This is a genomic window from Saccharothrix sp., from assembly GCF_031180885.1.
Lineage (GTDB): Bacteria > Actinomycetota > Actinomycetes > Mycobacteriales > Pseudonocardiaceae > Actinosynnema.
Window position 1 is genome coordinate 25,684 of sequence record NZ_JAPSLK010000003.1, and the last position, 11,277, is coordinate 36,960.

Here is an 11,277-nt window from a genome sequence, read left to right on the forward strand (position 1 = left end):
GGGGGAGTCGACGGCACTGTGACCTGCGTTACGCCGATGTGACGCCGACCGGCGCTTTCACCTGATCGGGCTACTGGTGTCCTTCGGGTGGCGCAGAGCGGTTGTCGATCAGCGCCGCGATGCCGTCGAGCAGCCGCTGGAGCCCGAACTCGAACTGGTCGCCCGACCACGGCCGCACGCCCGCGCGCAGGACGCGCAGGAGGCTCGGGTAGCGGGTGAAGTCGACCAGCTCGGCCAGCAGGCGGTCCTGCTCGGGGTCGGGTTCGGCCTGGTCGAGGTGCTGGCGCGCGAGGCCGCGCACGTAGGCGTCCACCGACTCGACCGCGGCCATCTTCTCCGCCTCGGACAGGCCGGTGCCGTCGAACACGCGCAGCGCGGAGTCGATCCAGCGCAACAGGTTCGGGCCGGGCGCGGGTGATTTGTTGACCAGCTGGAGCACCCACGGGTGAGCGCGGAACTCGGCCCAGTCCGCGCGTGCCCAGGCCTCCAGCTTGGCCCGCCAGTCGCCGGGGCGTTCGTGGGGGAGCGGGTCGTCGGCGCCGATCACGTCCAGCATCAGCGCTTCCAGCTCGGTCTTGCCGGGGACGTAGGTGTAGAGCGAGGCGGTGCCGACGCCCAGGTGCTGCGCGACCCGGCGCATGGACAGCGCGGCCAGGCCGTCCGCCTCGGCGACCTCGATCGCGGCCCGGACGACCCGGTCCACGGTGAGGCCGCGCTGCGGGCCGCGGGCCGGGCGGCGGTCGTCGCGCCAGAGCAGTTCGAGGGCGCGGTTGGCGGTCATGGTGAAACTCAGTATACGGTTCGGAGTAGATCGAACGCTGTTCGGAGTTTGTTGGGGGTTGTTTGTGATGGGGGTTGCGCTGCGCAGGGAGCGGTGGACGCTGTGGGCGGCCACGCTGACGAACGGGCCGACCGAGCTGATCGACTTCGTGCTGCCGTTGTGGGCGGGCGTGGCGATCGGGTTGCGGCCGGTCGAGGTCGGCGTGCTGATGGCCGTGGAGATGGCGTTGTCGATGCTCGTGCGTCCGGTGGCGGGGGTGCTGTCGGACCGGTTCGAGCGGCGGTACGTGGCCGCTTCGGGGGCGTTGCTGTACGCGGTGTCGTGTGCGGGATATGCGTTGGCGGGCAACGCTTTCGCGGCTTACGGGGCGGCGGCGGTCGGGGGTGCCGGCGGTGCGCTGCTGTGGGTGGCGGTGCGGTCGATCGTCAGCGAGCGGCTGGCGGAGGACTCGGCGGTGTTCCCGCGCTTGTTGACGGCGCAGGAGACCGGGTCGTGGGTGGCGTTCGTGGCGGGGTTGACGTTGCTGGGGGTGCTCGGGTTCGGCGGGCTGTTCTGGCTGTGCGCGGCGGCTTGTGCGGTGGCGGCGGGGTTGCTGGTGTCGTTGCCGCGTGGTGGCAGGGTGCCGGTTTCGGGCGGGCTGGGCTTGGGCGGGCTCGGTGCGGTCGGGCGGAAGCTGCGGCCGATGCTGTTCGCGGTGGTGATGACCATGGCGGCGGAGTCGGCGGTCGGGTTGTTGCTGTTGTTGCACTTGCAGCGCGGGTTCGGGCTGGAAGTGGTGCAGGTGGCGTACGTGTTCCTGCCCGGTGCGATCGCGATGAGCCTCGCGGCGGAGCACCTGCACCGGTACGTCGTGCGGTTCGGGCGGTCGCGGGTGCTGATGACCGCGTCGTTGGCCAGTTGCGCGTTCGCGGTGGGTTTGGTGTGGGCGCCGAACCCGTACGTGGTGGCGGGGTTGTGGGTGTTGAGCGGGTTGGCGTGGGCGGCGGTGCTGCCGGTGCAGCAGGCGGTGATCGCGGAGGCGTCCGGGGGTCGGGTCGGGCGCGGGATGGGGGTGTACGAGTCGGCGTGCCTGGTCGGAGGGCTCATCGGCAGCCTGGCGGCTGGGGCGTTGTACGACGGGGCGAGCTGGCAGGTGGCTTGTCTGGTGGCGGCGGCCATGATCCTGGCCGGTGCGGTGGTGGTGCCCAGGGCGGTCCGCCGCCTGGGAGTGCAAGACATCCCGCCACCACCACCGGCGAAAGAGGCCCCCGCGCCCGCGCCCGCCGAGCCCACGCCCGCCGAGCGCGCTCCCGCCGAGCCCGCGCGCGCCGAGCGCGCTCCCGCCGAGCGCGCTCCCGCTCCGGCCGAGCCCGAGCCCGAGCCCGCGCCCGCTCCGGCGCCTGCTCCCGCACCTGCCGCACCCGCGCCGGTCGCGCCGATGCCGGCTCCGGCCGATCCTGCCCCGAAGGCTCCTCCGGCGAGCCCTCGGAAGCAGGTGGCCGACCTCGGCGTGCACGCGGCGCTCTTCGCTGCCGCACAGGCCGTCCTGGCGTTGCTCGACCTCTCCTGGGTGCGTGATCTGATCACCCGCGACCTCGGCACCGTCCTCCTCGGTCAGGTGCCGCGCGAAGGCGCCGAAGCCTTCATCTACGGCGCGGGCCGCATCTGGGCGTTGATCCTGATCGCCGACGTCGTCTGGACTTCGTTCAAGCTGCTCAAGCGGCGGGTTCCGCGATGATGGTCGTCCACGTCGGGTGCTTCGCGGTCACCGTGTCGCCGGACGAACGGCGGCGCAGCCTGCGGTGCACCCACGGCAGGACGTGCTGCCGGTAGTAGCGGGCCTCGGTGAGCAGTCGCCGCACCTCAGGCTCGTGGTCCAACGGCTCCGCCGGTGTGGTGTGGCCCAGTGCGGTCAGCACGTGGGCCGCCACCCGGTGGTGCCCGGCCGCGTTGAGGTGCAGCCGGTCGGGTGACCAGTACGCGGCCTTGCGGATCTCCCGGTCGTTGAACATGTCCACCATGGTCAGCCCGTGGCGGGCGGCCATCTCCTTCACGGCCGCGGTCAGCTCGACACCCCGCTGGTGGATGGTCCGCCCGAACGGCAGCCGCTGCGACGGGTCCGCACCGCTGAGCAGCACCAGCCGCACCCCGGCCTCAGCACATCGGCGCACGGCGTGCTCGATCAGCTCCGCCAGCCGCCGACCGTCCATACCGGGCCGCATCATGTCGTTGCCGCCACCGTTGAGCGTGATCACCGTCGGCGCGGGCGTCAGCGCCAGCGCGGCCTCCAACTGCTCGTTGACGATCGGCGCCAGCAACCGGCCCCGCACGGCGAAGTTCGCATAGGACACCGGCCCACCCAGTCCTCGCGCGAGCCCCTCCGCGACCAGGTCCGCCCACCCGCGCGGCGACCCGTCCGCCCGCTCGTCACCGACGCCCTCGGTGAAACTGTCCCCGATCGCCGCGTACCGCACCGCCGACGCCCTCCCCGCTGTGTCCTCCAACGACCCCCAGCATATGAGTCCGCGTCACTTGGCCAGTTCGAGGGAGCACCGGCGAACAATGTGAAGGAATTGCCGAAGTCACCTATACCTTCGGTGGGGCCCCTTGGCCGAAACTCGCGGGCAGTGCAACACCTTTCGCCGTCAACCACGCTCCTACCAGCGTAAACCGCCGTTCGGGTGACCCGGGTCGCCACGCCCTGGAACGACACGCGACGGGGAGCCGCGTTCGAATCAGCCTTCGATTGCCTGCCGGTCCGGCGTCGCAGGTGTGATACTGGGCGGCACCCGGCCGGGAGACAGCTGATGAAACCGGACATGAGCTTGCGAGCGGCACTCGACGCCCTGTCCGCGCGCGGCGAACGGTCCGCCCAGTTGGCGCGCAACGAGGTTTCCGCGCCCGTGCTCGGTGGGGTGGTGCAGGCGAACATCATCGACGAGGTCACCGTCGTCAGCACCGCGCCGGCCCGGATGAAGCGGCCCCGCCAACTCCCGCCCGCGCCGCACGGGTTCGTCAACCGGCGCGGCGAGATCGACCGCATCGAGGCGGCGGCGGCCGGCGGTGGTGGGCGGGGTGCGGCGATCGTCGTCCTCAGCGGCATGGCCGGGGTGGGGAAGACCGCGTGCGCGCTGCAGTGGGCGCACCGGCACGCCGACCGGTTCGACGGCGGGCACCTGTTCGCCGACCTCGACGGCTACCGGCACCACGGCGGGATCGCGGTCACCGACGTGGCCGGGGCGTTCCTGCGGGCGCTGGGCGTGCCGTGGGACTACATCCCGCCCGACCTGCCCGAGCGGGTGGCGCTGTTCCGCAGCCTCACCGCCCGCTCGCGGGTCCTCGTGGTGCTCGACGGGGCCGACCACGCCGCGCAGATCCGGTCCCTGGTGCCGACCTCGCCGGGCAGCGTCGTGCTGGCCACCAGCAGGCGGCGGCTGAGCGGCCTGGCCATCGACGGCGCGCACACCGTGGAACTCGGCCCGCTGGACGACGAGCACGGAGCGACGCTGGTCGCGCACATGGTCCGCGACGACCGGGTCCGCAGCGAGCCGACCGCCACCCGCCGCCTGGTCGGCCTGTGCGCGGGCCTGCCGATCGCGTTGCGGGTGGTCGGCGCCGAACTGGGCCGGCTGGAGCGCTGGACCGTCGCCCGCTACGCCCAGCACCTGTCCGACGACCGCCAACGCCTCAGCCGGCTCTCGGTGGAGGGGGATCACCTCGTGGAACACGTCTTCGACGCGGCGTACGACGACCTGTCCGCCGGGGCGCGGCGGATGTACCGGGTGCTGGGCCTGCACCCGGGCGGTGACTTCGACGCGGGTGTGGCGTCGGCGATGGCGGGCACGACCACCGCCGACGCGGAGGAGCAGTTGGCCGTGCTGCGCGGCGTGAACCTGGTCGAGGAGCACGTGGCCGACCGCTACCGCTTCCACGGCCTGGTCCGCCTGCACGCGCTGCACCGCGCCGAACGGGAGAGCGCGGCCGAGCGGGAGGCGGTGGAGCGGCGCGCGGTCGAGTGGTACCTGCTCGGCGCGGCGGCGGCCGACCGGGCGGTGCTGGGTCCGGCGCGGTGGCGGCTGGCCGACCACGACCTGAGGGCGTGGCCGCGCCCGTTCGACGCGGGGTCGGGCATGGAGTGGTTCGAGACCGAGCGGACCAACCTGCTCGCGGCCGTCCGGCTGGCCTCCCGCATCGGCCACCACACCGCGGCGTGGCAGCTGTGCGAGGCGCTGTGGGCCTTCTACCACAGCAGAAAGCACTACGCGGACTGGATCGAGGCGCACCGCATCGGCGTCGAGTCGGCCGCCGCGGTCGGGGCGCGGGCCGCCGAGTGCCGGCTGCGCAACCAGTTGGCGCGCGCCCACGTCGAGCTGCGCGACTTCGAGGCGGCCCGCACCGAGCTGTCCCGCTCGGAACGGGTGATCGCGGACAACGGCCTGGGTCGCGCGATGGTCCACGAGTCCTACGGCTTGTTGCTGCGCGAACAGGAGCGCTACGACGACGCGGCGCGGGAGTTCGAGTCCGCCCTGGTGATCAGCAGACGCCTGGGCGACCCGCGCGCGATCGGCGTGCAGGCCTACCAGTTCGGCGACGCCCTGGTGCGTGCCGGCAAGGCCGCGCTGGCGCTGCCCGTGTTGGAGGAGGCGCGCCGGCTGCTGGAGCGCCTGCGCGACGAGATGTCCACCGCGCGGGTCCACATCGCGCTGGGCCGGGCGTACGAGGCGTTGCGCCGGGTCGCCGACGCCCGCCGGGTCCTGACCGCCGCGATCGTCACGACCCGCTCCCGGCGGCAGCCGGTGAAGGAGGCGCAGGCGCTGGAGGTCATGGTCGTGATCGCCCGCGAACAACGCGACGAGGACCTGTTCCGGGACTCCGCGCAGCGCCTGTACGAGCTCTACCGCGACGCCGGCAACCCGCGCAGCGCGGAGGTCCTGCGCTGGTTCGGGTCGCGCGGCTGAGGCGGCCGGGGCCAGCGGCGGCCGGACAGGTTCACCACGCAGGTGACATCGTTGTCGTGGACGACCAGCACCAGGCCCCTGGGCGGGACTCTCCGCTGACGCAGGCTGACCCAGTGGTGCAGAGCGCAGGCTGCGGCGCTCGGGCCGACCTGGACCAGGTCCACCGCCGGCCCGTCGCGGAACCCCACCACCGACCCGAACTCCGTGGCCGCCGCCGCGACCGCCGCGCCCGGGTGGTCGGCCAACGCGCCCTCCACCCACCTGCGCGGGTCGTCGGCGACCTCGGTGCGGACCACGACGTCGGCGTTGTGCCGGACCGTGCGGTCCACGACGGACTCGTCCACGACCAGCATCGGCGCGGACCCGGTCTCCGGCCGCAGGCCGCTGAGCAGGTGCGGGAAGCGCTCCAGGGTGACGTTGCGGCGGTGCAGCGAAGCGGTGACGACCTGGGCGCCGACGGGTCGCGGTGCGGTCGCGTGGTGGACCTCCACCGGTTCCACGGGCGGGGTGTCCGACAGCGGCAGGCCCATCATCTCGCACAGCACCCGGTGCACCAGGACCTTGGCCTCGCCGGGCCGGCCGAGCACGCGCTCGGTGATCTCGCGCAGCGCCGGGTCCTCGCCGTCCTCGATCGCGGACTCGACCTGCGGGCGCAGCGGCGCGTCGAGGTCCAGTGCGCGGGCTTTGCGCCAGACTTCCGCGTTGGCCGACGCCGGGTCGACCTCGCACCCGCCGTCGTTGGCCAGCAGCAGGGGCTTGCCCAGGGCCACGCCGTAGAAGGTGACGGAGCCGTGGTCGCCGATCACGAGGTCGGCGGCGATCAGCGCGGCCTGCCAACTGCGGTCCGGCGGGACGGTGATCAGCCCGCAGTGGGTGCCGTCGCGGAACTGCTGCGCCACCTCGTAGCGCGAGTGTCCCTGGCTGATGTTCCAGTGCTGCACCAGGGCGACCCGGTAGCGGCCCAGCGGCAGTTCGGCGAGCAGCCGCTGCGGCAGGCGCGGGGCGGCGGCCAGCGCCGAGTTCGGTCCCCACGTCGAGGTGACCAGCACCAACCGCTCGTCCGGCCGGACACCCAACGCCTCCCGGTACCGGTCGCGCAGGACGGAGCTGGCCCGCAACTGGTCGGCGGCCGGGTCCCCGACGACCACGCACCGGTCCCGCGCCTCGGGGCAGGTCCGGTCGACGAGCGCGAATTGCTCTTGGTGGGAAAGCCCGATCTTCGTGGGAATGACCCGGCCGTCGTGGACCAGTTGGCTGCGGGCCACTCCAGTGGGTGAATCCGTGGAGCCGGTCGTCTCGGGCACGATCCGCGGATAACCGGCCCCGTGGGCGATGGTCAAGATCGGTCCGCGGAGTTCGTGCAACGCGTTGCTGGCGTGGGCGGCCATGATCGCGTCGAATTCGATCTTTGTCGCGTTCTGCCAACCCAACACCTCGCAACCGGTTTCGATCAAGTGTTTGCGCAGGTCGCGGACGTATTCCGAGCCCTTGTCGATGGTGAACTTGAGGGCGATGCGCTGTCCGGCGAACAGGCCGTCGACCAGTTGGAGGAGGCGGTAGAGAGACGTCAGGTTGCGAATGACGAGCAGTACTCGCCTTTCGGTCGCCCACGTCTCTTTGCTCATCGGAACTCCGTCCGGCCATGAGGCCGACTGCGACAGTCCGCAACGTCGGCTTGCAAGACGGTATCAAGCGGTCGTACGGTTGGCTATATGCCACATAGCAGATGGCATGGGAGCAGACCGGAAGGTGGATCTCTGTGGCGCAGGTGAGCAACCCTGTGGTCCAGCAACGCCGTTTGCGCACCGAACTGCGAAAGGCGCGCGACCGTGCTGGCCGCACACAACGGGAGGTCGCCGAGGCGCTCGACTGGTCCACGAGCAAGGTCATCCGCATCGAAACGGGCGCGGTGAACATCTCGACGACCGACCTGCGCGCGCTGCTCCAGTTCTACGGCGAGTCACCGGAGTACATCAAGGATCTGGAGCAGACAGCCCGCGCCGGCCGCCAGCGCGTGTGGTGGGACAAGTACAAGACCAACCTCGACGCCGACATGGTGACGTTGTTGGAGTTCGAGTCCTCCACGTCGCTCATCCGGCAGTTCCAGACCTTGATCATCCCCGGCCTGCTCCAGACCGAGGACTACGCGCGGGAGATCCTGCGGATGTACAACACCGAGGACCAGGTGGAGTACAAGGTCAAGCTCCGCATGGAACGCCAGCGCATCCTGCACGGTGAGGACGCCGTCCGTGCCTTCTTCATCATGGACGAGGCGGCGCTCCGGCGTTGGGTCGGTGGACCGGCCGTGATGCGCAAGCAACTGGAGCAGATCAAAGACCTGGCGAAGCAGCCGAACATCACGATCCAGGTGCTGACCTTCGACCGGGGCATCCACCGCGGCATGCGCGGCAATTTCGAGGTCTTCGAGTTCACGACCGAGGACCAGGACCACGTGGTCTACCTCGAGTGGCCGGGCGGTGTCACGGTCGTCCAGAACAACCCGAAACTGGCCAGCCAGTACGTCGAGTGGTTCATCACCCTGGAGCAGTTGGCCCCGCCGCCGGAGGACCTCGACACCGTGATCAACCGACTCTTGGAGGACATGCCGTCATAACTGCATAAGGCCGGCACCGGCCGGCACCGTATTCCACCTCGGCCGTGATCGCGTGCTGAGCGCGGAGCAATGGCGCTCGCTCACTCGGCGGTTCTGGGTGATCGACGCGTGCCGATACGCTGATCAGCACCTCGTCCAGGTCGGGGCCGTGAGGGAGGGGTGCCGGAATGGTCTTCGACGACAAGCCTTCCGCACTGCAGTGGCGGAAAAGCACCTTTTCGCCGAATGATGGTTGTGTCGAAGTCGCTTTTAGTGCGGCCGGTGCCCATGTGCGCAACACCCGCAACACCGGGGGAGAAAGACTGGCCTTCTCCTGGTCCGGGTGGCGGGAGTTCCTGCGGTTTATCGGCGAGCGCTGAACACGGCGAAGCTGGGGCTGCGGCGCAGTGCATCCCAGAAGCCGTCGCCGCGGCCGTCGTCGGGCACGACCGTGTCGTGGCGGGTCACGGCGGTCAGGCCGGCGCGGGACAGGGCCGCTTCGAAGGTGCCGGCGGGCCAGAAGAACGAATCGAACTCGAACGGCGGGTCGCCCAGCACGCGGACCACGACCGGCTGGCGCACACCGGCCGGACCGGTGCGCTCGACCGCGTAGCCGTAGCGGCCGTAATCGGCGAGCAGACCCCAGTCCGCGTCCGGGTTGGGCACCAGGACGACGACCGTGCCGCCGGGCGCTGTGTTCGCCTTCAGGTTGGCGATCATCGCGTCCAGCGCGGCCACGTCCTCGGCGTACCCGAGCAGCCACAGGGCGGTCACCACGTCGAACGACCCCAACACCGGCAGGGTCGCCGCGTCGTGCTGGTGGTACTCGATGCCGGCGGGCTCGCGCTGCTCGACGTGGCGCGCGTAGGCGATCATCTCGGTCGACGAGTCGACGCCGACCACCCGCTCGGCCCCGGCCGCGCGGAACAGGCGCGGGTAGAACCCGGTGCCGCAGGCGACGTCGAGCACCGACCGGCCCCGCAGGTCCGGCAGCGCGGCCAGGAGGGTCGCGCGTTCGGCCAGGCCGGTCGGGATGTGCTTCGCCCGCTCGTAGACCTCGCCCAGCGCGTCGTACTGATCATCGGAGTCCGCCACGCCCGACACCGTAGCGGCTAGCGTGGGCGCATGGCCGGGGAACTTCTGGTCGCGCGGGGTACTGCCTACCGGTTGCGGTTCGGGGGTGGGGCGGACGGGATCGAGCGGATGGCGGCGTCGTTGCACGGGGTGGCGTTCGCGCCGCATCGGCATGACACGTACGCCGTCGGGTTGACGTTGGCCGGCGTGCAGACCTTCCGGTACCGCGGGTCCTTGTGGCACTGCCTGCCCGGGCGGTGGCACGTGCTGCACCCCGACGAGACGCACGACGGCGGCGCGGGGTCCGCTGACGACCTGGATTACCGGATCATCTACCTGGACCCTGCGCTGGTGCAGGACGCGTTGGGCGGTCGGGCTTTGCCGTTCGTGGCTGAGCCGGTGCTGGAGCCGACGCCTGCCTCGCGAGCCGTCGCGGGGTGGTTGGCGGACATCGACGAACCGCTGGACGAGGTGCAGGCGGTCGAGATGACGACGGCCGTGGTGGACATGCTCACCCAGCACGCCGGGCCTGCGCGGTCGACCGCGCTGGACCTTGAGGCGGTGCGGCGGGTGCGGGCGTTGTTGGTCGACGACCCGGCGCGGCGGCACTCGGTGGCGGAGTTCGAACGGGTCGCGGGGATGGACCGGTGGGCCGTGGCGCGGCAGTTCCGGGCCGCGTTCGGGACCAGCCCCACGCGGTTCCGGACCATGCGGCAGCTCGACACCGCTCGTCGGCTGATCCGGGCGGGCACCCCGCTGGGTGAGGTGGCGGTGGCGGCGGGGTTCGCCGACCAGAGCCACCTCACCCGGATGTTCAAGCGGGCCTTCGGGTTGACGCCGGCGGTGTGGGCGGCGGGGGTATCAGGACCTGGCGCGGATGGCGTGGGCGACCGCGGCCATGTCGGCGCCAGCGTGGCCGAGGGTGACGGCCTCGCCGAACAGGGCGTGGCAGACGTCCAGTAGGGGTGAGGCGACACCGGCGGCGCGAGCGGCTTCGGCGATGAGGCGGTTGTTCCTCAGGACGTCCAGAGCGGCGGCCTGGGGTGCGTAGTCGCCGTCGCGCAGCTTGACGCCCTTGGCGCGCGACACCGCGGACGCCATCGGGCCGGCCTCCAGGACCCGGGTGAACGTGCCGAGGTCGATGCCCTGCGCCTCGGCGAAGACGTACGCCTCGGACAACCCCGTGGCCATCGTGATCAGGAACAGGTTCACCGCGAACTTCATCATCAGCGCACCCGGCACCGGCCCGCACTCGACGATCTCCGCGCACATCGGCGCCAGCACCGGCCCGACGCGCTCGACGTCCCCGCCCGACACCATCGCGATCAACGTGCCCGCCTCCGCCGGCCCGCGCGACCCGGACACGGGCGCTTCGACGTACACCCCGCCGGCCGCCGTGATGTCGCGCTCCAGCCCGACCGAGTACGCGGCGGGCATGGTCCCCATCTGCACCACCGTCCGCCCCCGCACCCGCCGGGCGAACTCCTCCGTGCCGCGCGCGAGGACCGCGTCCACGGCAGGCTCGTCGGCCAGCATCAACACCACGACGTCCGCGCGGGCGAACACCTCCGCGGCAGAGGCGGCGACCTGCGCGCCGACCGCTTCGACCGGCGCGCACCGCTCGCGGGTGCGGTTCCAGACGACCAGCGGTCCGGCTTTGGCGAGGTTGACGGCCATGGGCAGGCCCATGAGCCCCAGTCCGATGAAACCGATCACGCCGCGTTTGTAGCGCGGTCACGGGTGGATGGTCTTGAACGCTTGTGCACGCGTTCGGTGCTCGCGCGCGACGGACGGTGTTTACGGCAATCAGAGAGACGGGTCAAGGATGGTGTTCGCGGCGGTCCGCACCGCCGACGGTTTGCGGCGACGGGCCGGCGCCCGGCGCGTGCTCG

The 11,277-nt window shown here is 71.5% G+C and carries 10 protein-coding genes; 5 read left to right on the plus strand and 5 right to left on the minus strand.

Annotation, left to right across the window (positions count from 1 at the left end):
- Positions 1-70: 70 nt before the first annotated feature.
- Entirely contained in the window at positions 71-781 is a 711-nt protein-coding gene (locus RIN75_RS06400; protein ID WP_309110847.1) for a TetR/AcrR family transcriptional regulator, read from the minus strand.
- 67 nt (positions 782-848) lie between these two features.
- Between RIN75_RS06400 and RIN75_RS06405 the strand changes: the two genes are divergently transcribed.
- Positions 849-2,498: an MFS transporter gene (locus RIN75_RS06405; protein WP_309110848.1), complete on the plus strand. Its 1,650-nt coding sequence runs from the start codon at positions 849-851 to the stop codon at positions 2,496-2,498.
- Here RIN75_RS06405 and RIN75_RS06410 read toward each other — a convergent pair.
- On the minus strand, positions 2,476-3,264 hold the full coding sequence (locus tag RIN75_RS06410; RefSeq protein ID WP_309110849.1) for an SGNH/GDSL hydrolase family protein: 789 nt from the start codon (positions 3,262-3,264) through the stop codon (positions 2,476-2,478). The genes RIN75_RS06405 and RIN75_RS06410 overlap by 23 nt on opposite strands.
- A 315-nt stretch (positions 3,265-3,579) precedes the next feature.
- Here RIN75_RS06410 and RIN75_RS06415 point away from each other — a divergent pair, with 315 nt between their 5' ends.
- Complete coding sequence (locus tag RIN75_RS06415) at positions 3,580-5,718, plus strand: NB-ARC domain-containing protein (RefSeq protein ID WP_309110850.1); 2,139 nt, start codon at positions 3,580-3,582, stop codon at positions 5,716-5,718.
- On the opposite strand, the gene RIN75_RS06420 is transcribed toward RIN75_RS06415, so the two are convergent.
- A complete protein-coding gene (locus tag RIN75_RS06420) occupies positions 5,655-7,343 on the minus strand; it encodes a hypothetical protein (protein WP_309110851.1) in 1,689 nt (562 codons plus the stop codon). The genes RIN75_RS06415 and RIN75_RS06420 overlap by 64 nt on opposite strands.
- Positions 7,344-7,486: 143 nt before the next feature.
- On the opposite strand from RIN75_RS06420, the gene RIN75_RS06425 reads away from it, so the two are divergent.
- The gene (locus RIN75_RS06425; protein WP_309110852.1) at positions 7,487-8,332 is read left to right on the plus strand and encodes a helix-turn-helix transcriptional regulator; all 846 of its coding nucleotides are present in this window, start codon (positions 7,487-7,489) and stop codon (positions 8,330-8,332) included.
- Between the two features lie 167 nt (positions 8,333-8,499).
- Entirely contained in the window at positions 8,500-8,691 is a 192-nt protein-coding gene (locus RIN75_RS06430) for a DUF397 domain-containing protein (protein WP_309110853.1), read from the plus strand.
- Here RIN75_RS06430 and RIN75_RS06435 read toward each other — a convergent pair.
- Positions 8,675-9,406, minus strand: coding sequence for a class I SAM-dependent methyltransferase (locus tag RIN75_RS06435; protein ID WP_309110854.1), 732 nt, complete (start codon positions 9,404-9,406; stop codon positions 8,675-8,677). The two genes, RIN75_RS06430 and RIN75_RS06435, sit on opposite strands and share 17 nt — an antisense overlap.
- 30 nt (positions 9,407-9,436) lie before the next feature.
- Here RIN75_RS06435 and RIN75_RS06440 point away from each other — a divergent pair, with 30 nt between their 5' ends.
- Entirely contained in the window at positions 9,437-10,348 is a 912-nt protein-coding gene (locus RIN75_RS06440; RefSeq protein WP_309110855.1) for an AraC family transcriptional regulator, read from the plus strand.
- Here the strand turns inward: RIN75_RS06440 and RIN75_RS06445 are convergent.
- The gene (locus tag RIN75_RS06445; protein ID WP_309110856.1) at positions 10,247-11,101 is read right to left on the minus strand and encodes an NAD(P)-dependent oxidoreductase; all 855 of its coding nucleotides are present in this window, start codon (positions 11,099-11,101) and stop codon (positions 10,247-10,249) included. The two genes, RIN75_RS06440 and RIN75_RS06445, sit on opposite strands and share 102 nt — an antisense overlap.
- Positions 11,102-11,277: the final 176 nt, after the last annotated feature.